Here is a 25,143-nt window from a genome sequence, read left to right as displayed (position 1 = left end):
ACCAGGACGAGGTCGAACCGTTGATGCATTGCGCCCATCGTAGGCACGCCCGAAGCTCTCGGCATGCCCAGCCGAACGCCCCGCTCGCCGTCTGCAGGCGCTGCGGCACGCGGCTGGCGCTGGCCGGTGCGGCGGCCACCGTGCTGCTGGCGGCCGGGGTCCCGGCCTCGGCCTCGGCGGGTACGCCCCAGCCCGCGGCGCAGGCCGGAGCCGGTGCCGCGGGCGGCGCGGCCTCGGTGGCACGGGCCGGGGCACCCGCCGCGGCCGACCGGGGGATCGCCAAGCGGATCGCCCTGCCGAAGGCCGGTGCCAAGCCGGCGGCGAAGGCCGCAGCCAAGCCGAAGGCGGCGCCGAAGCCCGTCGTCGCCAAGCCCAAGCCCATCGCCTGGGACGCGCCGATCCCCGGCGCCCCGATGAGCGAGGCGTACGGCGTCACCGACAGCGGCTACGCGGCCGGCTACCACACCGGTACCGACTTCGCGGTGGACGTCGGCACCCCGGTCGACGCCATCGGCGCGGGCACCGTGGTCTCGGCCGGCTGGCAGACCAGCTACGGCAACGCCGTGGTGCTCAAGCTGTCCGGCGGCGACTACGCCCTCTACGCCCACCTCTCCGCGTTCAAGGTCTCCGCGGGCGAGCACGTCAGCGCGGGCCAGCGGATCGCACTGTCCGGCAACACCGGCAACTCCACCGGGCCGCACCTGCACTTCGAGGTGCGGACCAGCAATGTGTACGGCGCCGACACCAACCCGCTGGCGTTCCTGCGCGCGCACGGGGTCGGCGACTTCTGAGGCAGCGTCCGTTCGGCTGACCGGTCAGCCGGTGGGGGGCTTGCCGATCCGCTCGGCGATGTCCAGCGCCACCTTCAGCGCGATCTCCCGGCGGCCTGCCTCGTCGGGCAGGTCGGTGCCGATCAGCGTGGAATCCCCGGCGCAGGCCTCGGCGATGAACGCGGTGACATTGATCGTCATCAGCGAGATCGACGCCCGGACCCGGTCCTCGAAGGTCGGATCCGGGCCCTGCATCAGCCGGGTGAGGGCGAACATCCGCTCCTTGAAGCGGCTGCCGACCGCCAGTTCGCGGATGGTCGGCTGGTTCTCGTGGAAGAAACGCAGCAGCGGCAGCCGCCCGGACATGCCCTCGGCGAAGCGGCGGATGATCTCGTCCCGCAGGCCCGGGCTGTAGTCCTGCTGCTCACCCCAGGCGATGGCGTCCTCGATGGGCGCGGCCATGCTCTCCACGATCCCCGCGAGGATGTCCTCCTTGGTGCGGAAGTGGTAGTACAGCGCTGCCTTGGTGACGCCGAGTCGGTCCGCGATCTCGCGCAACGAGGTCTTCTCGTACCCGTGTTCGGCGAACAGTTCCATGGCGATGTCGAGGATGCGCGCCCGGGTGTCGCCGCGAGGTGTCTGGGTGGTCATCGCTCCGCCTGAGTGCCTGTCCGGTGAGAATCCTGCTCGATGGTGCGCGCTGCCGTCCGGTACCGCCGGCCGATTTTCGCAGGTCCGCCGGGGGTGGCGGAAATCGGGTTGACGGTCCTTGACAACTGAGCTTACCGTGCGGCTGTCAAGGGTACTAGCCGGGCGGCAGGTAAGTTCGCGTGTGGGGAGAGCTCGAATGGCTCAGGACCGGATTCCGCAGCAGGATCGGGCGACGGCCGAGGGGGTGGAACCCGATCCCGACGCACAGGTGGTCCGTACCCCTCGGGAGATCCGGATCGTGCTCAGCGGGCTGCTGATCGCCATGCTGCTGGCGATGCTGGACAACATGATCGTCGGTACCGCGATGCCCACCATCGTCGGCGACCTGGGCGGGGTGAACCACCTCTCCTGGGTGGTGACCTCGTACATCCTGGCGACCACCGCGTCCACGCCGATCTGGGGCAAGCTCGGCGACCTCTACGGTCGCAAGGGCATCTTCATGGCCTCGATCGTGATCTTCCTCGCGGGCTCGGCGCTGTCCGGGATCTCGCAGAACATGAACGAGCTGATCGGCTCGCGGGCGATCCAGGGCCTGGGCGCCGGCGGACTGATCGTCGGAGTGATGTCGATCATGGGCGCGCTGGTGCCGCCGCGCGAACGCGGCAAGTACCAGGGCATGTTCGCCGCGGTGATGGCGGTCGCCATGATCGGCGGGCCGCTGGTCGGCGGGACCATCACCGACCACCTCAACTGGCACTGGATCTTCTTCATCAACCTGCCGCTGGGCGCGCTCGCCCTGGTCGTGATCGCGATCACGCTGCACCTGCCGAAGCGGCGCTCGAAGGCGAAGATCGACTACTTGGGTGCGGCGCTGCTCACCGTCGGCATCGTCGCCCTGGTGCTGGTCACCACCTGGGGCGGCCAGACCTACACCTGGGGCTCCTGGCAGATCGCCGGGACACTGGCGCTCGCGGCGGTCGCGCTGGCCGGGTTCTTCCAGGTGGAGCAGCGGGTGGCGCAGCGCGGCGAGGAGCCGGTGCTGCCGCTGCATGTGTTCCGCGACCGCAACTTCAGCCTGGTCTGCGGGCTGGGCTTCGTGGTCGGCTTTGTGATGTTCGGCGCGATCACCTTCCTGCCGCTCTACCAGCAGAGCGTCCAGGGCGCCTCGGCGACCAACTCCGGGCTGCTGCTGATGCCGATGATGCTGGGAATGCTGGTGGTCTCCCTGGTCGTCGGGCAGGCGGTGACCAGGACCGGCCGCTACAAGATCTACCCGGTGGTCGGCACCCTGGTGATGACGGCCGGGATGCTGCTGCTCTCGCAGCTGGACGTCCACACGAGCAGGACCACCTCCGCCCTGTTCATGGTGGTGCTGGGGGCCGGGATGGGCTTCCTGATGCAGATCACCATGCTGGTGGCGCAGAACAGCGTCCCGCTCAGGGACATCGGCGTCGCGTCCAGCAGCTCCACCTTCTTCCGCAGCATCGGCGGCTCGTTCGGGGTCTCGCTGTTCGGCGCGCTGTTCAGTTCACGGGTGACCAGCACCATGGCGCAGCGCCTCGGCGCGAGCGGCAGCCAGGCCGTGGACGGGCACGCCCAGCTGTCCCCGGCGATGCTGGGCCGGCTGCCGGCCCCGGTGCGGGACGCCTACGACCACGCGGTCGCCGGCGGGGTGCACAGCATCTTCCTGTGGGGCGCGCTGTTCAGCGTGGCGGGGATCGTGGTGGCGGTGTTCCTGGAGGAGGTCCCGCTGCGGGCCACCCCCGGGGCGGCGGCCGAGACCGCCGGAGCGGTGCAGTCCGCGGTGGCAGCGGAGGCCTGAGCTCAGCCCGGCAGCCGGTAGACGCCGGGCGCGACCGGCTGCACCAGGCCGTCCGCGACCAGGCCGTCCAGGGCCCGGGCGCGCTGGACCGGATCCGGCCAGACCGCGTCCAGCGCGGCCTGCGGGACGTCGGCGTGGTGGTCGGCGGCCCGCAGCACCGCGAGCAGCCGGCCGCGGACCTGACGGTCCGTCCCCTCGTAGCTCTGGCCCCGGCGCGGCGGCCCCTGGTACGCGGGGCTGCCCGCGAGCCGCCAGGCGCAGTCGGCCGCCACCGGGCAGTGCGCGCAGTCCGGGGTGCGGGCGGTGCAGACCAGCGCGCCCAGCTCCATCACCGCGACCGCCCAGGTCGCGGCGGTCTCCGGCTGCTCCGGCAGCAGCTCGTTCGCGGTACGGCGCTCGGCCGCGGTGGTGGCCGTCGGCGGGTACTCATTTCCGTCCACCAGCCGGGCGAAGACCCGGCGGACATTGGTGTCCAGCACCGCGTGCCGCTGCCGGTGCGCGAAGGAGGCCACCGCGGCGGCGGTGTACTCGCCGACCCCCGGCAGCGCCAGCAGTTCCGCGTGGTCGGTGGGGACCTCGCCGCCGTGCTGCTCGGTGATCGCCGTCGCCGCCGCGTGCAGCCGCAGCGCCCGGCGCGGGTAGCCGAGCCGTCCCCAGGCGCGGACGGCCTCGCCGGAGGGCGCGGCGGCCAGCGCGGCCGGGGTCGGCCAGCGCTCCATCCACTGCGCGTACATCGGCAGCACCCGCTTCACCGGGGTCTGCTGGAGCATGAACTCACTGACCATCACCGCCCAGGGGCCGGCCTCCGGCTCGCGCCACGGGAGCTCCCGGGCGTGGGCGGCGTACCAGCCGAGGACGGTGCGGTGGAGTGCGGTGTGGTCAGTCATGGCGCTGTCGATCCTCGCACACGCGGGGTCACGGCCGGGGCACCGGAGTGAGGGCGGAAATACCATCCGAACGGACTATCAACACGATCATGTGAAAGAAGGGACCACTGGTACGGCGGTGTTGTGCAGACCGGGGGTTGATCTCTCGTAAGGTTTGCTCGTGCCTTCTCTGCGCAATCCCGTCGGACCGCTGCCCTCGTCCATCTACTGGCGGCGCCGTCTCGTCGTCCTCGTGGTCCTCGCCGCGGTGCTCGTGCTGATCCTGTGGCTGCTGCTGTCCGGCGGCGGAGGCACAAAACCCGGCGCGGGCGGACCGGCCTCCTCCTCGCACCCGGTCGGCTCGATCACGCCCGGCACCAGCGCCCCCAGCGGCTCCAACGGCGGCTCCAGCGACGGGTCGAAGGCGGGCGGGACCAGCGGCACGCCGTCCGGCCCCTCCGGTGGCGCCTCGGCGACCACTCCGGCCGGGACCAGCGGCGGCATCGTGCTGGGCGGCAGCGGCGGCTCCAGCGCGGGCTCCAGCGGCGGGTCCGGCAGCTCCGGCGGGTCCAGCGGCTCGAGCGGCAGCGGCGGTGCCAGCGGCGGTTCGGGCGGCGGCGGTGTCTCGCCGCCCAACGCGGCCGGCACGATGAACCTGCCGGTCTGCGCGGCGGCCGATGTCGAGCTGGCGCTGACCAGTACCGAGCAGACCTATGACTCCAGCCAGTGGCCGACCTTCCAACTGGCCATCACCAACACCACCAGTGCGGCCTGCCGGGTCGACCTGGGCGCCAAGTCGGCGGTGCTGACCGTCTCCAGCGGCAGCAGCAACCACGTCTGGTCCTCCGGCGACTGCCCCAGGGTCACCAGCGCGCAGTGGTACGCCGCGCCGCCCTCGGGCAGCCCGCTGACCGCCCAGTTCCAGTGGAGCCGGACCACCTCCGCGCCGGGCTGCGTCCCCGGCGGTGGCGGCGGCGCGGTCGGCGCCGGCAGCTATGTGGCCAGCATCAGCGTGAGCGGGGTGCCGACCCGTCCGGTACACCAGTTCCGGCTCGCACCGATCGGCAGCTGAGCTCAGACGTAGCGCTCGAGGATGGAGGACTCGGCGAGCCGCGACAGCCCCTCGCGCACCGAGCGGGCCCGCGACTCGCCGACGCCCTCGACGGCCTGCAGTTCGTCGATGCTGGCGGAGAGCAGCTTCTGCAGGCTGCCGAAGTGCTCGACCAGGCGCTCGATGACGGTGTTGGGCAGCCGCGGGATCTTCGCCAGCAGCCGGTAGCCGTGCGGGCTGACGGCCGAGTCCAGCGCCTCCGGGGTGCCGGGGAAGCCCAGCGCCTTGGCGACCGTCTGCAGGTCCAGCAGATCGCTGTGGGTCAGCCCCTCCAGGTCCGCCAGGACGTCCTGGACCGAGCGTCCGCGCTTGGCGGCGCGCTCCGGGAAGTAGTCGCGGGCGACCAGTTCGCGTTCCGGCTCGACCCCGGCGATCAGCTCGTCCAGTTGGAGCGACAGCAGCCGGCCGTCGGTGCCCAGCTCGATCACATAACCGGCGATCTCCCGGTTGATCAGCCGGACCATCTCCAGCCGCTGGGCCACGGCGGTGACATCACGGACCGTCACCAGATCCTCGATCTCCAGCGCGGAGAGGGTGCCGGCCACCTCGTCAAGCCGGAGCTTGTAGCGCTCCAGGGTGGCCAGCGCCTGGTTGGCGCGGGAGAGGATCGCGGCGGAGTCCTCGATCACCCGGCGCACCCCGTTGACGTACAGGGCGATCAGCCGCATCGACTGGCTGACCGAGACCACCGGGAAGCCGGTCTGCTTGTTGACCCGCTCGGCGGTGCGGTGCCGGGTGCCGGTCTCCTCGGTGGGGATGGAGGCGTCCGGGACCAACTGGACCCCGGCCCTGACGATCCTGGTGATGTCCTTGTCGATGACCACGGCGCCGTCGAGCTTGCACAGCTCGCGCAGCCGGGTCGCCGAGAACTCGACGTCGAGGACGAAGCCGCCGGTGCTGAGCGACTCCACGGTCTTGTCGAACCCGACGACGATCAGGCCGCCGGTACGGCCGCGCAGGACGCGCTCCAGGCCGTCGCGCAGTGGGGTGCCGGGGGCTACGGCGCTGAGCGAGGCCCGCATCAGGGCCTCCTCGCGGGAGGAGCGATCCGCCCGGTCGTTGGCTGCCACGGGACGACTCCTCCGGTGGGGGTGCGGTATACCGTCGTGAGTTTACCGTCGGGCGCGGCAGCCTGTGTCCGGTTATTGACGGGGAACCCCTCGAAGCGCTAGTCCGGGTCGACCGGGTCCCATCCGTCCATCAGCTCCAGGCCGTCCGCCGGTACCGTCGACAGCGGCGAGCCAACGCCGTTGGAACGGGCCTGGACTGGGCTCTGACCTGCGCGGTCGTCCGCCCCGGCGGCATTGCGCCGACTGTTGCGGGGACGGCTGCCACGCCCGGGGATCGCGGCCAGCGCCTCGCTGATATTCGCCACCTCGGTCACCCGCATTCCGGCTGGGATCTTTCCGGGATCCGGGGGAACCAGGGCGTGGGTGAAGCCGAGCCGGGCCACTTCGGCCAGCCGCCGCTCCACCCCGGTGACCCGGCGGACCTCGCCGGCCAGGCCGACCTCGCCGATCGCCACCATGTTCGGCGGCAGCGGCGTGTCGGCGGCGGAACTGGCCACCGACAGCGCGATGGCCAGGTCGGCGGCCGGTTCGGTGAGCTTCACCCCGCCGACGGTGGCGGTGTAGATGTCCAGCTTGCCGAGCCGGACCCCGCCGTGCCGCTCCACCACGGCCAGCACCATGGCGATCCGCGGCGACTCCAGGCCCGAGGTGGTCCGCCGGGGGGAGGGGATCTGCGAGTCCACCATCAGTGCCTGCACCTCGGCGACCAGCGGACGGCGGCCCTCCAGGGTGACGGTCAGACAGGTTCCCGGCACCGGCTTGTCACGTTTCGTCAGGAACAGGCCGGACGGGTCGGCCACCCCGCTGATCCCCTTGTCGTGCAGCTCGAAGCAGCCGACCTCGTCGGTCGCCCCGTAGCGGTTCTTGACGCCGCGGATGATCCGCAGCCGGGCGTGCCGGTCGCCCTCGAAGTGCAGCACCACGTCCACCAGGTGCTCCAGCAGCCGCGGGCCCGCGATCGAGCCGTCCTTGGTGACATGGCCCACCAGCAGGGTGGACATCGCCCGGGACTTGGACACCCGGATCAGCGCCGCGGTCACCTCGCGGATCTGGGCCGGGCCGCCGGGCGCGCTCTCCAACTGGGCCGAGGCGATGGTCTGCACCGAGTCCAGGATCAGCAGCGAGGGCTGGACCTGCTCGATGTGGCCGAGCACCGCCCCGAGGTCGGTCTCGGCCGCGAGGTAGAGGTGCGGGGAGAGCGCGCCGATCCGGTCCGCCCGCAGCCGGACCTGGCTCGCCGACTCCTCGCCGGTGATGTAGAGGGTGCGGTGCTGCTCGCTGGCGGCCTTGGCGGCGACGTCCAGCAGCAGGGTCGACTTGCCGACCCCGGGCTCGCCCGCGAGCAGCGCGACCGCGCCCGGGACCAGGCCCCCGCCGAGCACCCGGTCCAGCTCACCGATATTGGTCGGACGGGAGGCGGCCACCCGCGCGTCGACCTGTCCGATCGGGACCGCGGCGCTGGTCACCGGACCGGCCGCGGTGGTGCGGACCGGGACCGCGCCGGTCTCCTCGACGGTGCCCCAGGCGTTGCACTCGGTGCACCGGCCGGTCCACTTGGGCGGCGTGAAGCCGCACTCGGTGCACCGGTACGAGGAGCGGGCGGGCTTGGAGCTGGTTCGGGCTGCCATGCGGTGAACGCTACAGCCGACCGCCGACAAGGCTGATCAGTCACCCGTTAGGAGTATCCGCACGGCAAGTTCCCCTACGTACGGCCTTCCGGCCCTAACGTCGGTGGTGTGACCACAGACCTGCAGGCCACAGCCTCTGCCCCGCTGCCCCCGGCGCCGCCGCCCCCGGTCGGCCCGGGCGGCGCGCGGGTCGGCGCCGGGCGGGCGACCGGCGCGCGCGCCCTGGACGAGGCCTGGGACCGGCTCGGCGACGGCCTGTTCACCTACTGCCTGTCGGTGCTCTGCGACCAGGCCGAGGCGGTGGCCGCGGTCCGCGAGGTGCGGCAGTTGTCGGTGCGGCACCGGCGCCGGCTGCGCCGTCCCGAGCTGCTGCGTGCCTGGCTGTACGCGCTGGCCCGGCATGTCTGCCTGGTCCGGATGGAGGAGGCGGACCCGGTCGGCACGCCGCCGCGCCCGGCCGGGCGGCACAGCGCCGAGCACGGCCGCCTCGCCGTGCTCGGCTGGCCCGAGGCCGCCGGGGTCACCCCGGTCCAGCGGGAGGCGCTGGAGCTGGCCGGCCGGCACGGCCTGCGGCCCGCGGAGCTGGGCGCCGTCCTCGACCTGCGGACCGAGCAGGCCGGGGCGCTGCTGGCGCAGGCGGTCTGCGAGCTGGAGCGGACGGCGGCGGCGCTGGCGGTGCTGTCCGCCGAGGCCTGCCCCGAGTTGGGCCGGATCGGCCGGGGCCGGGGCCCGGTGCTGGGCACGGCCCTGCGCGGCGAGCTGGTCCGCCATGTCGACGCCTGCCCCACCTGCCGCGGCACGGCGGAGCGCGCGGCCGCACAGGGCCCCTGGCCCGGGACGCTGCGGGCGCCCGGGTCGCCGGCCCTGGTCACCGCGCCGCCGGAGGCCCGCAGGGCGCCGGCCGGCGAGGGCTTCTTCGCCGCGCTCGGCGCGGGTCGTGGCGAGGGCAGGGGCGAGGGCCGGGAGGAGAACCGGGATCCGCGGTTCGACCGCCGCGGCTTCCCGGTGCACCGGACGGCCCGGGCGGTGCGGGCGACCATGCTGCGGCAGCGTGCGGTGGCGAGCACGGTGATCGCGCTGGTGGTGGCCGCGCCGGTGATGGCGCTGTGGGTGAGCCACCAGGGCTCGGCCCCGGCGGAGGATCCGGTGTCCTCGGTGCGGGTGGACTCGGCGACCCCGGTGCTCGACCCGGCGCCGACGGACGGCGGGGCCCGGTCGGCGACGCCCTCGCTGCAGGCTCCGGCGCCCGGCGCGGCGGCTCCGGCGCCGGCCCCGGCCCCGGCGGTGCCGCCGCCGTCCGCGGTCACCGGGGATCCCGGCGCCGGATCTGCCGCCGCCGCACCGGCAACGCTCACCGTCACCGCGAGCGAGCAGGGCGGCCGTACCGTGGTCACCCTGGTCAACAGCGGTACCGCGGCCGTGTCCTGGCGGGCGGCCGGTACCGCCGACTGGCTGCGGCTGAGCCGGGACAGCGGGACGCTGCAGCCGGGGCAGCGGTTCACCCTGCTGGTGACCATCGATCAGGCGGCCCTGCCCGAGGGCCCGTGGACGGCGCAGGTGGCGGTCGCCCCCTCCGGCTCGGTGGTCGTCCTGCACGGTCCGGGCCGGGACGGGGGCCGGCGCGGGATGCCGCCGCCGTCCCCCGCGCCCTCGTCCTCGACCGGCACCCCGGCTCCGCCGGCGTCGCAGGGGCCCACGCCCACCCCGACGCCCACCCCGGACCCGACGGTGACGCCGACTCAGACCCCGCCCCCGACCCCGACCGCCTCCACGTCCGCCTCCACCTCCGCCACGCCCGACCCGACCGGGTCCGTACCCGCGCCCCGGGGCCGGCACCGGGGGCCGTCGGCCCGCTGACCCGCATCACGGTCGGATAACGGGTGTCCGCCCGGTGCAGCAGTCCGGCCCTTCGCTCCGTCTGTCCTGGTGCAAGAACAACGGGGCACAGGGGGAGGAAGCGATGCGGGTCGCTGACGAAGCGGCGTTCGCCGAGTTCGTACAGTCCAGATCGCCGTCACTGTTCCGGACCGCGCTACTGCTGACAGGCGGTCGGGATCCGGCGGACGATCTGGTGCAGTCCACGCTGGAACGGGTCTGGCAGCAGTGGGGCCGGGTCCGCAGGGCCGACTCCCCGGACGCGTACGCGCGCCGGATCCTGGTCAACCTGGCCAACGACCGCTGGCGCCGCCGCCGCGGACGCAGCGAGGTGCCGCTGCTGGACAGCGACACCAACACCGAGGCGCAGGCGTCCACCGGGGATCCGTACCGGCAGGTGGTGCTGCGGGACGAGCTGATCCGGGTGCTGCACACCCTGCCCTTGAAGATGCGGACGGTGCTGGTGCTGCGCTACTTCGACGACCTCTCCGACGAGGGCATCGCGGACCTGATGCAGGTCTCCGCCTCCACCGTGCGCTCCCAGGCCTCCCGAGGGCTGGCCAAGCTGCGCGAGGTGGTCCCCGCCGACGAGGGCACCGGCACCAGGTGCGCGCACGAGTACGAGCAAGGAGGCGCCCAGTGAGCAGGTTCAGCGAGGACCAGGACATCGAGAGCGAGTTGGTCGCAGCCATGAACGACTTCACCGACAGCACCCCGGTCCCGGCCTACGACCCGGCCGCGCTGATCGCCGCGCGGCGTCGTCGCCGTCCGCAGCTGTGGGCGCTGGCCGCGGCGGTCGTCGCGGTGGCGGCGGTGGGCACCGGGGTGGCCCTGGCGACCGGCGGGGACAGCCCCACGCCGCTCCCGCCCGCGAGCCCCTCGGTTTCGGCGGCGAGCCACGCCCCGAGCCCGAGCGCCTCGGCGACCCCGTCCACGGTTCCGCCCGGGGCCGCCAACATCGATCCGATGACCGCGCAGATGGACGCCCTCCGTACGGTCACCGTCGCCGCCGAGATGTACGAGAACCCGGCCACCCGCGGCCAGGTGAAGCTGGACGCCGTCGCCGCGCGGTTCACCAGCCCGGCCGCCTTCACCAAGGCCTGGGGCAACGGCGGTCTCGGGGTGACCTGCGGTCAGGTCGCCAACGGCGCACTGGGCGGCGGCGCCGACCTGCTGCTCTTCAAGGGCACCCACCAGCTGAGCCGGATGCCGCAGTTCGGCTACGACCCCGAGAGCACCAAGCTGACCGGTGTGACCTGCGTCGACGCCGGCCGGCAGTACGGGGACCCGGTGCTGACCGGGGTCTACGGAAAGCTGGTGTCCGGGGCGCAGCCGGCCAAGGGCATGATCGGCCCCAAGGTCCCCTCGGCGACCTGCGGCCGGAACCCGGCCAGGACCTGGTACGCCGACGACCCCGGCTCCGGGACCCTGGTCGAGGGCTGGAAGCTGCGGCTGGACGGCTACGGGCCGATCGACGTCGGCATCGACCCCAACAAGGGCCCCGGGCAGGTGTTCTCGGTGACCTGCCCGAAGTGACGGCCGGTCAGTCCGCCGGGTGCGGTGCCACCGGGGCGCCGTCCCCGGCGAGCCGCCGCTCGCACATCCCGGCCAGCAGGGCGTAGCCGCCCGCGCCCATCAGCTCCACCAGCTCCGGGCGGTAGCTGACGTACACCGGCTCGGCCCCGACATGGGCGTCCGGGCTGCCGGTGCACCACCACTGCAGGTCGTGGCCGCCGGGACCCCAGCCCCTGCGGTCGTACTCGCCGATGGTGACCTGGAGGTAGCGGGTGTCGTCCGGGCGGTCGATCCAGTCGTAGGTGCGGCGGACCGGGAGCTGCCAGCAGACGTCGGGCTTGGTCTCCAGCGGCTCCTTGCCCTCGGCCAGGGCCAGGGTGTGCAGCGAGCAGCCCTCGCCGCCGGGGAAGCCGGGGCGGTTCAGGAAGATGCAGGCGCCGTCGACCCGGCGGGTGCGCTGGTCGCCGTCCTCGTCGGGCTCGCTGATGCCCTTGGGGCCGGTGCCCTGCTTGTGGAACTGCCAGGTCTCCGGGGTGAGCCTGGCGGCGTGGCCGAGCACCCGCTGCTGGTCGTCCTCGTCCGACCAGTGCGCGCCGAGGGTGCAGCAGCCGTCGCTGGCGCGGCCCGGGCGGATGCCGTGGCAGCCGCGGCCGAAGACGCAGGTCCACCGGGAGGTGAGCCAGGTCAGGTCGCAGCGGAAGACCTGCTCAGGATCCTCCGGGTCGGCGAACTCGACCCAGGCCCGGGCGAAGTCCAGCGGGACCTCGCGCTTGCGGGCAGCCGCGGCGGCCTTCTTCGCAGCCTTCTCGACTGCCTTGCGATCGGTGAGCGTCACATCTACGGCTGGCACACCGCAAGCCTATGGCCTGCGGCGGGGCGGACGCGGCAGGCGCCTACTGGACCCTGGTCCCGAACAGGCCGCCGGTCACGCCCTCCTTGTCGCCGCCCTGGGCCTTGCGCAGGGCGTTGGCGAGGCCCTCCAGCGTCATCGACTGCAGGATCACCTTGCCCTGGCCCTCCAGCGTCGCCAGCGACAGGCCCTCGCCGCCGAAGACGGCGTTCATCACGCCCTGCCGGTTCATCCGGCCGACCCGCTCGACCCCGTACCTGACGGTCTCCTCGAAGGCGACGATGCAGCCGGTGTCGACCTGCAGCTTGCCGCCGAACTCGGCCAGGTCCAGGTCGATGAAGTTGCCGGCGCCGGCGATGATCACGGTGCCCTGGCCGGTGAACTTCTCCAGGATGAAGCCCTCGCCGCCGGCCATGCCGCTGCGCAGCCCGGAGAAGGCGATGCCGAAGTTCACCCCGCTCTCGGCGGCCACGAAGGCGTCCTTCTCGGCCATCCAGGCCCGGCCCGGAGTGATCTCCAGGGCCCGCATCTCGCCCGGCAGGGTCCCGGCGAAGCCGAGCGTGCCCTCACTGCCCTGGGCGGTGAAGTACTGGAACGCGATGCTCTCGCCGGCCAGCATCCGCTGTCCGGCCTGCATCGCCGTGCCCATGGCCTGGCGCAGCATCCCGCCCATGCCGCCGCCGCCCCCGCCGCCCTGCTGGTTGTTGTTGGGGCCGGAGATCCGGGTGTCCATGCTCACGTTCACGGTCTTGAACAGGAACTTGCCCGCCTCGCAGTAGACGGTCTGCCCCGGCTGGAGCTGGACCACGGCCATCTGCATGGCGTTGCCGACGATCTGGAGTTGCAGGGCCACGGTGTTTCCCCTCCGGAGACAGAGCACTACCCACCGCTAACGAGTCCGCTGCCCCTTCCGGTTCCGGTACCGAGGTGATCGGTCCGGCGCGCTCGCGTACCGTGACCGTTTATGCGACTCGGAGTACTCGACGTGGGATCCAACACCGTCCACTTCCTGGTGGTGGACGCGCACCCCGGTGCTGCCCCGGTGCCCGCGTACTCGCACAAGATCGAACTGCGGCTGGCCGAGCTGCTGGACGCCGACGGCGCGATCAGCGACGAGGGCGTGGAACAGCTGGTCGAGATGGTCGCCTCCTCGATGCGGGTCGCCGAGGACAAGGGCGTCGAAGAGGTGCTGCCCTTCGCCACCTCCGCGGTCCGCGAGGCCGCCAACGGCGAGGAGGTGCTGAAGCGGGTCCAGCGGGAGACCGAGGTCGGCCTGCGGGTGCTGTCCGGCGGCGACGAGGCCCGGCTCACCTTCCTGGCCGCCCGCCGCTGGTACGGCTGGTCGGCCGGACGGCTGCTGCTGCTGGACATCGGCGGGGGCTCGCTGGAGATCGCCTGCGGCCTGGACGAGCAGCCCGACTCCGCGGTCTCGCTGCCGCTGGGCGCGGGTCGGCTCACTGCGGCCTGGCTGCCCGGCGACCCGCCCGACCCGGAGGACGTCCGCCGGCTGCGCCGCCACGTCCGGGCAGAGATCGCCCGCACCGTCGCCGAGGTGTCGCGGCTGGGCACGCCGGACCGGGTGGTCGGCACCTCCAAGACCTTCAAGCAGCTGGCCCGGATAACCGGTGCCGCGCGCGAGGCCGACGGCCCGTACCTGCCACGGAAACTGACCCGGGGTTCGCTGGCCGCCTGGATGCCCAGGCTGGCGGCGATGACCACCCAGCAGCGCGCCCTGCTGCCGGGCGTCTCGCCCGGACGGGCCCGGCAGCTGCTCGCGGGCGCGCTGGTGGCGGACGGGGCGATGGACCTGTTCGGCGTGGACTCCCTGGACATCTGCCCCTGGGCGCTGCGCGAGGGCCTGATCCTGCGCCGCCTGGACCAGATGGAGGCCGAGCACTAGCTCCGGGAGCCGACGCGCATACGCTGTGTTCTGTGGCGGATCCAACGGACGAACATCCGAATTCCAGCACCGGTGCCGCGAAGAGGGCAGGCCCGGGGAAGAAGGGTGCGGCGAAGAAGACCGGGGCCAAGAAGGGCGCGGTCAAGAAGGGCGCGGCGAAGAAGCAGGCGGCGAAGAAGTCCGCCGCCCCCACGCCCCGGCTGCTGGCGCAGCCGCGCACCCCGGCCGTCCCGCCGTCCGCGGCCCGGGCCGGCCTGCCGCTGCTGGTGCCGGACGCCAAGGTGGCCCTCTCCACCGCCTCGGTCTACCCGGAGAACACCGCCGCCGCCTTCGAGATCGCCGGGCGGCTCGGCTACGACGGGGTCGAGGTGATGGTGTGGACCGACCCGGTCAGCCAGGACCTGGACGCGCTGCGCCGGCTCTCCGACTACCACGGCGTGCCGATCCTCGCGGTGCACGCGCCCTGCCTGCTGATCACCCAGCGGGTCTGGGGCACCGACCCGTGGACCAAGCTGGTCCGGGCCCGCACGGCGGCGGAGAAGCTGGGCGCGTCCGCGGTGGTGGTGCACCCGCCGTTCCGCTGGCAGCGGCAGTACGCGCGGGACTTCGTCCAGGGGATCTGGCAGATGGCCGGGGAGACGGACGTCCGCTTCGCGGTCGAGAACATGTACCCCTGGCGCTACCGCGACCGCGAGGTCGCCGCGTACGCGCCGGACTGGGACCCCACCACCGAGGACTACCGGCACTTCACCGTGGACCTCTCCCATGTCTCCACCTCCCGCACCGACGCGCTGGCGATGGTCGACCGGATGGGCGACCGGCTCGCCCACGTCCACCTCGCCGACGGCTCCGGCTCCGCGAAGGACGAGCACCTGATCCCCGGCCGCGGCAACCAGCCCTGCGCCGAGCTGCTGGACCGGCTGGCCCGCACCGGCTTCGACGGCCATGTGGTGCTGGAGGTCAACACCCGCCGCTCCCCTGGCCCCGTCGAACGCGAGGCCGACCTGGCCGAGGCGCTGGCCTTCACCCGGCTGCACCTGGCCAGCGCGGCCCGGTTAGGGTCGATGAAAAGATGATCTGAAGGTCCAGACGGTAGGGACGCACACTGATGACCTCACTGCACGGTTCCGATCTCTCCAGTTCCTTCGGGGCCGTCGCCGCCGACTACCAGGCGGCCCGGCCCAGCTACCCGCAGGCCCTGTTCGACGCGATCGAGGAGCTGACGGGGCGTCCGCTGAAGGGCGCCCGGGTGCTCGACGTCGGCGCCGGGACCGGCATCTCCACCCGGCTGCTGCGCGACCGCGGGGCCGACGTCGTCGCCGTGGAGCCCACCCCCGGCATGGCCGCGCAGTTCCGGGCGAACAGCCCGGACATCCCGCTGGTGAGCGCGGACGGCCACGCGCTGCCGTTCCCGGACGGTTCGGCCGACCTGGTCAGCTACGCCCAGGCGTTCCACTGGACCACCCCGGAGCAGTCCGTGCCGGAGGCCCGCCGGGTGCTGCGCCCGGACGGGGCGCTCGCCCTGTGGTGGAACATCAAGGACCGCAGCCGGGGCTGGCCGCTGGAGCAGCGGCAGCGGATGATCGCCGCCTGCCCGCAGTACCACGGCGACTCGGCGACCTACACGGCCGTACCGACCCTGGAACGGCTCGGGATGCGCACCGGCCAGGCCCTGCTGCACTGGAGCCGCAGCATTTCGGTGGACACCGCGCTGGCCGACCTGCTCTCCCGCTCCTATGTCGCGGTCCTCGACCCCGCGCGCCGCGCGGAGCTGCTGGCCGCGGAGCGCGAGGCCCTGCTCGCGGTCTTCCCGGACGGCGTCGTCGTCGACGATTTCAACCTCCACCTGACCGTCGGCTTCAACGCGTAGCCCGCACCGCGCGGCACCCGCCGTACCGTATTTCGGACGGCTTGTCCACGGCGCAAGACCTCGGCGTAGGCTCGATGGTCAACGACGAAGGAGTTGAGGATTGTGCCCCAGCTGAGGTCTCGTACGGTCACCCACGGTCGCAACATGGCTGGTGCGCGCGCCCTGCTCCGGGCCGCGGGCGTAGCCCGTGAGGACTTCGGCAAGCCGATCATCGCCGTCGCGAACAGCTTCACCGAGTTCGTGCCGGGGCACACCCACCTCCAGCCGGTCGGCCGGATCGTGTCCGAGGCGATCCAGGCCGCCGGCGGCATCCCGCGCGAGTTCAACACCATCGCGGTGGACGACGGCATCGCCATGGGCCACGCCGGCATGCTGTACTCGCTGCCCTCCCGGGACCTGATCGCCGACTCGGTCGAGTACATGGTCGAGGCGCACTGCGCGGACGCGCTGGTCTGCATCTCCAACTGCGACAAGATCACCCCCGGCATGCTGATGGCGGCGCTGCGGCTGAACATCCCGGTGGTCTTCGTCTCCGGCGGCCCGATGGAGGCCGGCAAGGCCACCCTGGTCGACGGCACCGTCCGCAAGCTGGACCTGGTCAACGCGATCTCGGACGCGGTCAACGAGAACGTCTCGGACGAGGACATCGCCCGGATCGAGGAGAACGCCTGTCCGACCTGTGGGTCCTGTTCCGGCATGTTCACCGCGAACTCGATGAACTGCCTGGCCGAGGCGATCGGCCTGGCGCTGCCCGGCAACGGCTCGGTGCTGGCCACCCACACCGCCCGCAAGGCGCTGTACCAGGACGCCGGACGCACCATCGTCGAGATCACCAACCGGCACTACGGCCAGAACGACGACAGCGTGCTGCCGCGCAACATCGCCACCCGCGCCGCGTTCGAGAACGCCGTCGCGCTGGACATCGCGATGGGCGGCTCCACCAACACCATCCTGCACCTGCTCGCCGCCGCCCAGGAGGCCGAGCTGGACTTCGACATGGCGGACATCGACGCGCTGTCGCGTCGGCTGCCCTGCCTGTCCAAGGTCGCCCCCAACGGTTCGTACTACATGGAGGACGTGCACCGCGCGGGCGGCATCCCGGCCATCCTCGGCGAGCTCTACCGGGGCGGGCTGCTGAACGAGGACGTGCACACCGTGCACAGCCCGTCGATGGCGGACTGGCTGAAGAACTGGGACATCCGCGGCGGCTCCCCGTCCGCCGAGGCGGTCGAGCTGTTCCACGCCGCGCCCGGCTGCGTCCGCTCCGCCAGCGCCTTCTCGCAGTCCGAGCGCTGGGACACGCTGGACACCGACGCGGCCGGCGGCTGCATCCGCGACGTCGAGCACGCCTACTCCAAGGAGGGCGGCCTGGCCATCCTCTACGGCAACCTGGCCGTGGACGGCTGCGTGGTGAAGACGGCCGGCGTGGACGAGTCGCTGTGGACCTTCCAGGGCCCGGCCGTGGTGGTCGAGTCGCAGGAGGACGCGGTCGAGGCGATCCTCACCAAGCGGATCAAGGAGGGCGACGTCGTCGTCATCCGCTACGAGGGCCCCAAGGGCGGCCCCGGCATGCAGGAGATGCTCTACCCGACCTCGTACCTCAAGGGCCGCGGCCTGGGCAAGGCCTGCGCGCTGATCACCGACGGCCGCTTCTCCGGCGGCACCTCGGGCCTCTCCATCGGCCACGCCTCGCCCGAGGCGGCCTCCGGCGGCGCGATCGCGCTGGTCGAGGACGGCGACCTGGTCACCATCGACATCCCCGGCCGCTCGATCCGGCTGGAGGTCTCCGACGAGGAGCTGGCCGCCCGCCGGGCCGTGGTCGAGGCCGGGCACGGCTACCGCCCGAAGAACCGGGAGCGCAAGATCTCGGCCGCGCTGCGGGCCTACGCGGCGATGGCGACCAGCGCCGACAAGGGCGCGGTCCGGGACGTCTCCCGGCTGGGCTGAGCGCGGGCGGGCCCAGCACTGGGCCGAGCGAGTTGTCGTTGCGGCGGGCCGCCGGTCGGATACCACCTGACCGGCGGCCCGCCGTCGCACAATCGACCCGTGTCCGAGAGAGCAGAACGCCCCGCGCCCGAGCCGGAACCCGTCCGCTTCTTCGGCACCGGCTGGGTCGACCGCGGCACCGGCTACTGGCTGCGGCGGGTCGGCGTGGGCCTCGGCGCGCTGCTGGCGGCGGCCCTCGGCGCGGTGCTGATGCGGCTGGGCGTGCAGGGGGTGTTCATCTCCGCCGCCGGTGCGCTGGTCGACACCCTGCTGGTGGTCGCCGTCGCGGTCTGCACCTGCGTCGCCGCGATCCGCACCTGGAACCTGCTCAGCCGGGGCCGGTCCGCGCTCACCGGCTGGATGGCGGACGACAGGTCGGTCGCCCCGATGCTGGTGATCGGCTGTGTCGGCGTGCTGGTCGCGTACTTCCTGCGGAGCCTGCTGGAGGCCCCGGGCGAGGGCGAGAAGCGGGCCCGCTACGAACTCGCCGTCGCCGCCCACGCCCGCCGCCGCACCCCCGTCGCCACGGGCACCGGCGCGCGGCGCAGGCGGCGCTGACCTCCCGTCAGGTGCGGGAGGTCGGCGCGCAGGTGCCGGGGGCCCCCATCTCCGGCAGCTTGCTGCGGTCGTAGGGGTCGATCGCGGGGCCGCTCGCCGACGGCTCGCCGCCGTCGCCCGGGTCGGCGGCGTCGGGGAACTGCGGGTTGATCCAGCCGTTGGCCAGGCCGCAGGCGGTGTTGCCGGTGAAGTGGTCCAGCTTGTGCAGCCAGAGGGTGCCCCGGGTGTGCACGAAGTGCGCCGGGTCGGGGATGTCGACGTCGATGATCCGCCGCACGATGCTCCGGGCCACGTCGGTGTCGTCCCCGGCGAGCCGCCAGCTCGCGGGCGCGGCGCTGGTCGGCGCGCTGCCGGGGACGGTCACGTCCGGATGCGGGCCCGGGCGCAGCGGGTAGACGAAGGTGTAGTCGGCGTGGATCGCCAGGCCGCCGCTGCCGTCACCCCGGTAGGTCATCTCGCCCTTGACCTTGATCACGCTCCCGTCGATCACCGCCTGGTCCGGGTTGAAGCGCGAGAACAGGTCGGTCGCGTCCCACGCCTTCGTGGAATGGGCCAGCGACTTCTTCAGCGAGGCGACGGTGCTGGTCTCCCGGGGGTCGACCAGCGCCAGCGCGGCCGAGGGGTAGCCGCCGGCCAGCACCTTGGGGTCGAGGTTGCTGTCGATCAGCAGGCTCCTGGTGGCCCGCAGGTACGCGGCGACGTCGGCGGTGTCGTAGGAGCCCACCGTGTGGGCCTTCGGCACGACGATCGCCTTGGCGCCCTCCGGCCACGTCTCGGCCGGCGAACCGGCGAAGGGGTGGGCGACGCTGGCGAGGGCCGTCACCGCGGGCGTGGTGGGCGGCGCGGTCGGCAGTGCGGTCTCCGGCGCCTCCAGCGAGGGCGCGGCAGCCGGGGCGGCGGCGCCGTTGTCGAGCTTGCGGCTCGCCCAGCTGTGGATGCCCTTGGCGTTCAGCAGGGCCGCGACCAGCGCCGCGGCCACACACACCATCAGCACGGGCTGCCAGGGGAACTTCCGCCGGGGCCTGCCGGGGGCCGGACGGAAGGAGGTGTCGCCCGGAGGCTCCCGCTTCCACTTCGCCGCGAGCCCCCGTGCCCTGGCCGAGCCCTCCGAGTACTGGGCGCTCTCGATGAAGTCGTCGTCGAGGACGAGCCCCTCGAAGGGGTCGGCGGGGGCGGGGGGCTCAAGATCTTCGGGCGTCGGCACGCGAACAGTATGGCGAGGCCCAAACATCCGCTGGGCAAGGATCTGATGAGAATGCGGCTCAGTAGCCGCTGTTCTTGCGGCGGGTCGACGCGACCGAGCTGACGACGCCGACGATGGCGCCGAGGATCGCCGCGTGCCACAGACCGGTCCAGATGCTGAAGAAGATGCCGTCACCGCTCAGCAGGTACTGGGTGACGGTGTTGGTGACGAACAGGCCGACGGCGGGGACCGCCGCGGTCTGCCACGGGTGCTCGGACGCCCAGCGGCGCAGCCTGCGGTCGCCGCCCTTGCCCACCGCCGAGCCGACCCCGCCGACCAGGAAGAGCAGGAACAGGCCGACGCTGGCGGGCCAGGCGAGCATGCCGAGCGACCAGTGCAGGGTGATCAGCTCAAGGCCGAGGGTGGCACCGCCGCCGACGATGCCGACCACGCCCGCGGAGCGCCAGGGCCCGTGCGTGGCCGAGGCGACGGCGAGCTGGCTGGATTCACGGGACGAGACATCACTGCTACTCATGCCTCAACGGTGCGCCCTCGGGGACCCGAACGCCATAGGGGACAACCCTGAGTTTTGGCGGCGCCGCGGATCACTGTCCGGCCCGGGCCAGGTCGTAACCTGGGCCCATGGTGACCCGTCAGCTCCTGCTCGCCGCCGCACGCAGCTCCGCAGCTCGCAGGGCCGTACTGGCGGCGCCGATGGGCCGGGCGGTGGTGCGCCGCTTCATCGCCGGGGAAACCCGGGAGGACGCGGTGCGGGCCGTCGACCAGCTGATCGTCCGCGGGCTCCACGTCACCGTGGACCACCTGGGCGAGGACACCACCGATCCGGCCCGGGCCGACGCGGTCAGGGACGAGTACACCGCGCTGCTGGCCCGCCTCGGGACGGCGGGGATCGGCGGGCGGGCCGAGGTCTCGGTCAAGCTGTCCGCGCTGGGCTCCGCGCTCCGGCCGGACGGCCACCGCCGCGCGCTGGAGCGGGCCCGTGCGGTGTGCGCCGCCGCCGAGGCGGCCGGGACCACGGTGACCCTCGATATGGAGGACCACACCGCCACCGACGACACCCTCGCCGCCGCCGCCGAGCTGCGCGCCGACTTCCCCCGGGTCGGCGTGGTGCTGCAGTCCTGTCTGCGCCGGACCGAGGCCGACTGCCGCGAGCTGGTGCACACCGGGTCGCGGGTCCGGCTGGTCAAGGGCGCCTACGCGGAGCCCAGCTGGGCGGCCTTCCGAAGCCGGGGCGAGGTGGACCGCTCCTACGTCCGCTGCCTGCGGCTGCTGATGGAGGGCAACGGCTACCCCATGGTCGCCACCCACGACCCCCGGCTGATCGAGATCGCCGGAACGCTGGCGGTCCGGGCCGGACGGCCGCAGGACAGCTATGAGTTCCAGATGCTCTACGGCATCAGGGAGGACGAGCAGCGGCGGCTGGCCGCCGCCGGCGAGACGGTGCGGGTGTACGTCCCCTACGGCGGCGACTGGTACGGCTACTTCATGCGGCGGCTGGCGGAGCGCCCGGCGAACCTGGGCTTCTTCCTGCGGGCCCTCGGCCACGGCTGACCGCGGGTTGACCGCAGGTCGGACGGGCGAAGCGGCTTTCCCGCCGCCGGTGCGAGGATGAGCGGCAGCAGCACCGCGCGCACGTCCCGCAGGAGGAACCCCATGACCCAACGCGTCGCCGTCCTCGGTACCGGCAAGATCGGCGAGGCCCTGGTCTCCGGGCTGCTGCGGGCCGGAAAGCCCCCGGCGGAGGTCCTGGTGACCGCGCGCCGCCCGGAGCGGGCCGCCGAGCTGCGCGAGCGCTACGGCGTGGAGACGGTGGACAACGCGGAGGCGGCCAAGGCCGCCGACACCCTGATCCTCACCGTGAAGCCGCAGGACATGGGCACGCTGCTGGAGGAACTGGCGCCGCATGTGTCGGCGGACCGGCTGGTGATCTCCGGCGCGGCCGGGGTGCCCACCGCCTGGTTCGAGGAGCGGCTCGCGCCGGGGACCCCGGTGGTCCGGGTGATGACCAACACCCCGGTGCTGGTCGACGAGGCGATGAGCGTCATCTCGGCCGGGTCGCACGCGACGGAGGCGCACCTGCTGCGCACCGAGGAGATCTTCAAGCCGGTCGGCAGGACGCTGCGGGTGCCCGAGTCGCAGCAGGACGCGGCCACCGCGCTGTCCGGCTCGGGACCGGCCTACTTCTTCTTCCTGGTCGAGGCGATGACCGACGCCGGCATCCTGCTCGGGCTGCCGCGGGCGGTCGCCGCCGAGATGATCGTGCAGGCGGCGGTGGGCGCGTCGGTGATGCTGCGGGACTCCGGCGAGCACCCGGTGAAGCTGCGCGAGGCGGTCACCTCCCCGGCCGGGACCACCATCGCGGCGATCCGCGAGCTGGAGAACCACGGGGTCAGGGCGGCGATGCTGTCCGCGCTCGAGGCGGCCCGCAACCGCTCCCAGGAGCTGGCCTCCGGCGGGAAGTAGCGGCCGGGCAGACCCTAGGGTGGGGACATGCGCTACGACCTGGTGATCTTCGACAATGACGGTGTGCTGGTGGACAGCGAGCCGATCTCCAACCGGCTGCTGGCCGACTACCTGACCGAGCTGGGCTTCCCCACCACCGTCGAGGACTCCTACCGCGACTTCATGGGCGCGGCGGCGCACACCGTCCACGACACCATCGCCGAGCGCTACGACGGCGCGAGGCTGCACGACAGCTTCGACGAGGACTTCCACGCCCGGGTCTTCGCCGCGTTCCGGGAGCAGCTCGCGGCGGTGCCGGGGGCGGCGGAACTGCTGAAGCAGGTACGGGAGTCGGGGGTGCGCTACTGCGTGGCCTCCTCGGCGCACCACGCGTGGATCCGCGCGGCGCTCGGCACCTGCGGGCTCTCCGGCTTCTTCACCGACGAGCAGCTGTTCAGCGCCCAGGACGTGGCCAGGGGCAAGCCCGCGCCCGACCTGTTCCTGCACGCCGCCAGGACCATGGGCGTGCCGCCCGAGCGCTGCGTGGTGCTGGAGGACAGCCCGCTCGGCGTGGCCGCCGCCCGCGCGGCCGGCATGGACGTCTACGGCTACACGGCCCTCACCCCGCGCGAACGCCTCGCCGCGGCGACCGGCCTCTACCAGGACCCGGCCGAGGTCCCGGCGCTGCTGGGGATCTGACGGTCGGACAGCAGGGCCTCAGTCCGGGAGGCGGAGCCGGCGTCCCCGGAGCGGGGTGCCGCGGAGGCCGCTGAGCCGGAACGGCAGGCCGAGTCCGCTGCCGGGGGTCGGTTGCGAGGTACGGGTCTCGGCGCGGAGGTGCAGCGCGGGCTCGCTGCCGTCGCCGGAGTCGCCGACCGCCCCGACCGGGGTGCCCACGGTGAGGTGCTGGCCCCTGCGCACCCGGACGCTGTCCTGGCGCAGCCAGGACAGGACCACCAGGGCCCTGCCTGTGTCGATGGCGACGTGGTTGCCCTCCGGGTGGTCCACGGCGGGGGCGTAGGGGTCGTGGTCCGGCAGGCCGTCCACCGCGGCGACCACCACGCCGTCGCAGGGGCTGAGCACCGGGTGGCCGAAGATCGCATAACGCTGGTTGCCGGCCGGGGCCAGGCCGAGGGCGCGGCGTCCGCGCCACTGCGGCCCGTCGCCGAGCTGGACCAGGTCCATGGCGTAGCGGCGGTGGCGGCTCGCGCCGGGGGTCAGCGAGTCCTGCGCGTAGCGGTTCACCGCGGGGCCGCCCGCCTCGGTGAAGCTGAAGCAGCCGCCGCGCAGCGGGGAGGCGAGGACCAGCGGGTGCGCGCTGGGCGACGGCTGGATCGGGCGGGTGCGCCGCCAGGTCCAGCCGGCGAGGCCGGTCCCGGCGGCGAACAGCAGCAGTTCGGGGATGCCCGGCATGGTCCAGGGCAGGCCGGGACCGAAGGCCGGCAGGGCCCGGAGCCCGGCCAGGACGGCGAGGGCGACGGCGGCGAGGGGGAGCGCGCGGAACCACGGGGGGAGCGCGTGGGTGGGGCCGGTACGCAGGGCGTACCAGGCCAGCGCGGGCGCGGTGGCGACCAGCAGGAGCCAGCCGGTGGCGGTCGCGGTGAGGTAGGGGATCACCGCGGTCGCCACGGCAGCGGCGAGGTAACTGAGCGTCAGCCGCGTCAGCGCCGTCGCGCTGGGAGAAGCCACCCGCAGCGCGGTCGCCCCCCGCGCGGGGGCAGGCCCAGGCACGGAGCTGACGCCCCGAACCCCACCCGCACCATGCACCGGGGCGGCGCCGGCCGCTGCGGGGGCGCCCGGCCCGGGGGCAGCACCCACCGCCGGGGCAGCGCCCCGGACCCCGCCCGTACCAGCCACCTGGGCGGTGCCTGCCGCCGTGGCGGCACCCGGCCCGGGGCCTGTTGTGCCCGAGACTGCGTCGGCGCCCACCGCGGGGGTGTGCCCCTGCACGGGAGCGGTGCTCGAGACTGCGTCGGCGCCCACCGCGGGGGTGCGCCCCTGCACGGGAGCGGTGCTCGAGACTGCGTCGGCGCCCACCGCGGGGGTGCGCCCCTGCACCACGGCGGCACCCGCTGCGCGGGTGGATCCCGGCACCGTCTCGGTGCCCTGCGCGTGGGCGGAGCCCGGCATCTGAGCAGAGCCCGGCACCTGGGCGGAGCCCGTTACCTGGGCGGAGCCCCGCCTCGCGGCGGTGCCCAGCGTCGGAGGCACACTCGGCATGGGCGGGGCGCCCGGGACCGTCACCGACCCTGACCCCGCCGCGCGGCCCGCCGCAGGCGTGGACCCCGCCACCGGGGCCGAGCCCACCAGGCCGGAGCCCGCCCCCTGGGCGGAGCCCGGCACCGTTGCGGCGACCTCCGCCCCGGCTGAGCCCTGTGTGTGCTCGGGTTCCGGCGCCCGGGCGGAGCCCGGCTGCGGAGCCACCCCCACCCCCGCGTCGACCCCTGCCCCCGCCCCCGCGTCCGCGTCGGCCCCTGCGGTCGCCACTGCGTCAGCGGCCAGGACCGGGAGGTCGGTTCTGGACTGGGGCGGTAGCCCCCCGCTCTGGCGGGCGGTGAGGGCGCCGGGCCCGGTGACCAGGGTGGTCAGCCGGCCGTCGTCGGTCACCTGGGCCCAGACCAGCTCCGAGCCCGTTGCGAACTGGAGCTGGTACAGCTCCTGCCGCCGCCGCACCCCCCGCAGCGCGCCGTGGCGCTCGCGGAGGCCGTCCACGGTCGCCTGCAGCCGCTCCAGCGGAACACTGCGGAGCAGCCCCTCGCTGAACGCGGCCCGGTCCAGCGTCTCCGCGCCGAACACCGCGGTGAGGGCCTGGGTGACGGCATCCTGCGAGGGGAAACGGCGCAGCGGTGAGAGGAGTCGGTCGCGCGGGCTCATAAGGTCTTCCTGTCTGCAGTCGTGCTCTCACGGTAAGTAACGAGCGGTGCGCTGAGCGGGAGCGACGTGGGTTGCGGCTTGCGATCTTTTCCCTGGAGGGGCTTCCCGGCGCGGGCAAAGGTCCGTACGCTCGCGCCAATCGTTCGAGTAC

At 73.4% G+C, this 25,143-nt stretch carries 23 protein-coding genes; 14 read left to right on the top strand and 9 right to left on the bottom strand.

All coding sequences use genetic code 11. From position 1 onward, the window contains the following. The first annotated feature begins 23 nt into the window (after positions 1–23). On the top strand, positions 24–791 hold the full coding sequence (locus ACEZDG_RS15300) for a M23 family metallopeptidase (RefSeq protein ID WP_380508708.1): 768 nt from the start codon (positions 24–26) through the stop codon (positions 789–791). Positions 792–815: 24 nt separating this feature from the next. On the opposite strand, the gene ACEZDG_RS15295 is transcribed toward ACEZDG_RS15300, so the two are convergent. Beyond that, complete coding sequence (locus ACEZDG_RS15295) at positions 816–1,421, bottom strand: TetR/AcrR family transcriptional regulator (RefSeq protein ID WP_380508705.1); 606 nt, start codon at positions 1,419–1,421, stop codon at positions 816–818. 196 nt (positions 1,422–1,617) lie between these two features. Between ACEZDG_RS15295 and ACEZDG_RS15290 the strand changes: the two genes are divergently transcribed. Next, on the top strand, positions 1,618–3,243 hold the full coding sequence (locus ACEZDG_RS15290) for an MDR family MFS transporter (RefSeq protein ID WP_380508702.1): 1,626 nt from the start codon (positions 1,618–1,620) through the stop codon (positions 3,241–3,243). Positions 3,244–3,245: 2 nt separating this feature from the next. Here ACEZDG_RS15290 and ACEZDG_RS15285 read toward each other — a convergent pair whose 3' ends face one another. Beyond that, on the bottom strand, positions 3,246–4,130 hold the full coding sequence (locus ACEZDG_RS15285; protein ID WP_380508698.1) for an A/G-specific adenine glycosylase: 885 nt from the start codon (positions 4,128–4,130) through the stop codon (positions 3,246–3,248). A 160-nt stretch (positions 4,131–4,290) separates the two neighbouring features. Here ACEZDG_RS15285 and ACEZDG_RS15280 point away from each other — a divergent pair, with 160 nt between their 5' ends. Beyond that, a complete protein-coding gene (locus ACEZDG_RS15280) occupies positions 4,291–5,181 on the top strand; it encodes a hypothetical protein (RefSeq protein WP_380508696.1) in 891 nt (296 codons plus the stop codon). A 2-nt stretch (positions 5,182–5,183) separates the two neighbouring features. On the opposite strand, the gene disA is transcribed toward ACEZDG_RS15280, so the two are convergent. Then, positions 5,184–6,290 (bottom strand): DNA integrity scanning diadenylate cyclase DisA, encoded by a 1,107-nt coding sequence (disA, locus tag ACEZDG_RS15275; RefSeq protein ID WP_380508693.1) that lies wholly within the window; start codon positions 6,288–6,290, stop codon positions 5,184–5,186. A 98-nt stretch (positions 6,291–6,388) separates the two neighbouring features. Then, positions 6,389–7,918, bottom strand: coding sequence for a DNA repair protein RadA (gene radA, locus ACEZDG_RS15270; protein ID WP_380508690.1), 1,530 nt, complete (start codon positions 7,916–7,918; stop codon positions 6,389–6,391). A 108-nt stretch (positions 7,919–8,026) separates the two neighbouring features. On the opposite strand from radA, the gene ACEZDG_RS15265 reads away from it, so the two are divergent. From ACEZDG_RS15265 to ACEZDG_RS15255, 3 genes are all read left to right on the top strand, one after another. Beyond that, positions 8,027–9,775, top strand: a complete 1,749-nt coding sequence (locus ACEZDG_RS15265; RefSeq protein ID WP_380508687.1) for a BACON domain-containing protein — start codon at positions 8,027–8,029, stop codon at positions 9,773–9,775. A 103-nt stretch (positions 9,776–9,878) separates the two neighbouring features. Continuing rightward, complete coding sequence (locus ACEZDG_RS15260; RefSeq protein WP_380508684.1) at positions 9,879–10,436, top strand: SigE family RNA polymerase sigma factor; 558 nt, start codon at positions 9,879–9,881, stop codon at positions 10,434–10,436. Beyond that, positions 10,433–11,329 carry a hypothetical protein gene (locus ACEZDG_RS15255; RefSeq protein ID WP_380508681.1) on the top strand — a complete coding sequence of 299 codons (897 nt, stop codon included), beginning with the start codon at positions 10,433–10,435 and terminating at the stop codon, positions 11,327–11,329. Before ACEZDG_RS15260 ends, ACEZDG_RS15255 begins: the two co-directional genes overlap by 4 nt. Before the next feature lie 7 nt (positions 11,330–11,336). Here ACEZDG_RS15255 and ACEZDG_RS15250 read toward each other — a convergent pair whose 3' ends face one another. Continuing rightward, complete coding sequence (locus ACEZDG_RS15250) at positions 11,337–12,065, bottom strand: hypothetical protein (RefSeq protein WP_380509800.1); 729 nt, start codon at positions 12,063–12,065, stop codon at positions 11,337–11,339. A gap of 136 nt (positions 12,066–12,201) precedes the next feature. Beyond that, positions 12,202–13,011 carry an AIM24 family protein gene (locus ACEZDG_RS15245; RefSeq protein ID WP_380508678.1) on the bottom strand — a complete coding sequence of 270 codons (810 nt, stop codon included), beginning with the start codon at positions 13,009–13,011 and terminating at the stop codon, positions 12,202–12,204. 111 nt (positions 13,012–13,122) lie between these two features. Between ACEZDG_RS15245 and ACEZDG_RS15240 the strand changes: the two genes are divergently transcribed. From ACEZDG_RS15240 to ACEZDG_RS15220, 5 genes are all read left to right on the top strand, one after another. Next, on the top strand, positions 13,123–14,058 hold the full coding sequence (locus tag ACEZDG_RS15240) for a Ppx/GppA phosphatase family protein (protein ID WP_380508675.1): 936 nt from the start codon (positions 13,123–13,125) through the stop codon (positions 14,056–14,058). Positions 14,059–14,318: 260 nt separating this feature from the next. Next, a complete protein-coding gene (locus ACEZDG_RS15235) occupies positions 14,319–15,134 on the top strand; it encodes a sugar phosphate isomerase/epimerase family protein (RefSeq protein ID WP_380509797.1) in 816 nt (271 codons plus the stop codon). A 32-nt stretch (positions 15,135–15,166) separates the two neighbouring features. Beyond that, on the top strand, positions 15,167–15,928 hold the full coding sequence (locus ACEZDG_RS15230; protein ID WP_380508672.1) for a class I SAM-dependent methyltransferase: 762 nt from the start codon (positions 15,167–15,169) through the stop codon (positions 15,926–15,928). A 102-nt stretch (positions 15,929–16,030) separates the two neighbouring features. After that, positions 16,031–17,875 (top strand): dihydroxy-acid dehydratase, encoded by a 1,845-nt coding sequence (gene ilvD, locus ACEZDG_RS15225; protein ID WP_380508669.1) that lies wholly within the window; start codon positions 16,031–16,033, stop codon positions 17,873–17,875. A 99-nt stretch (positions 17,876–17,974) separates the two neighbouring features. Beyond that, entirely contained in the window at positions 17,975–18,472 is a 498-nt protein-coding gene (locus tag ACEZDG_RS15220; protein WP_380508666.1) for a hypothetical protein, read from the top strand. A gap of 7 nt (positions 18,473–18,479) precedes the next feature. Here the strand turns inward: ACEZDG_RS15220 and ACEZDG_RS15215 are convergent, their stop codons facing one another. Both ACEZDG_RS15215 and ACEZDG_RS15210 read right to left on the bottom strand, forming a co-directional pair. Further along, positions 18,480–19,676, bottom strand: a complete 1,197-nt coding sequence (locus ACEZDG_RS15215; protein ID WP_380508663.1) for an SCO2583/SCO2584 N-terminal domain-containing protein — start codon at positions 19,674–19,676, stop codon at positions 18,480–18,482. A 58-nt stretch (positions 19,677–19,734) separates the two neighbouring features. After that, on the bottom strand, positions 19,735–20,190 hold the full coding sequence (locus ACEZDG_RS15210; protein WP_380508660.1) for a hypothetical protein: 456 nt from the start codon (positions 20,188–20,190) through the stop codon (positions 19,735–19,737). Between the two features lie 110 nt (positions 20,191–20,300). On the opposite strand from ACEZDG_RS15210, the gene ACEZDG_RS15205 reads away from it, so the two are divergent. From ACEZDG_RS15205 to ACEZDG_RS15195, 3 genes are all read left to right on the top strand, one after another. Further along, positions 20,301–21,227, top strand: a complete 927-nt coding sequence (locus ACEZDG_RS15205; protein WP_380509795.1) for a proline dehydrogenase family protein — start codon at positions 20,301–20,303, stop codon at positions 21,225–21,227. A gap of 102 nt (positions 21,228–21,329) precedes the next feature. Then, positions 21,330–22,139 carry a pyrroline-5-carboxylate reductase gene (proC, locus tag ACEZDG_RS15200; protein WP_380508657.1) on the top strand — a complete coding sequence of 270 codons (810 nt, stop codon included), beginning with the start codon at positions 21,330–21,332 and terminating at the stop codon, positions 22,137–22,139. A gap of 27 nt (positions 22,140–22,166) precedes the next feature. After that, a complete protein-coding gene (locus tag ACEZDG_RS15195) occupies positions 22,167–22,817 on the top strand; it encodes an HAD family hydrolase (RefSeq protein WP_380508654.1) in 651 nt (216 codons plus the stop codon). An 18-nt stretch (positions 22,818–22,835) separates the two neighbouring features. Here ACEZDG_RS15195 and ACEZDG_RS15190 read toward each other — a convergent pair whose 3' ends face one another. Beyond that, positions 22,836–24,992 (bottom strand): peptidoglycan DD-metalloendopeptidase family protein, encoded by a 2,157-nt coding sequence (locus ACEZDG_RS15190; protein ID WP_380508651.1) that lies wholly within the window; start codon positions 24,990–24,992, stop codon positions 22,836–22,838. Positions 24,993–25,143: the final 151 nt, after the last annotated feature.

The organism is Streptacidiphilus alkalitolerans (assembly GCF_042511045.1).
Classification (GTDB): Bacteria; Actinomycetota; Actinomycetes; order Streptomycetales; family Streptomycetaceae; genus Streptacidiphilus; species Streptacidiphilus alkalitolerans.
The sequence above is the reverse complement of the archived record's forward strand: the minus strand, read 5'-3'. Positions and strand labels throughout refer to the sequence as shown.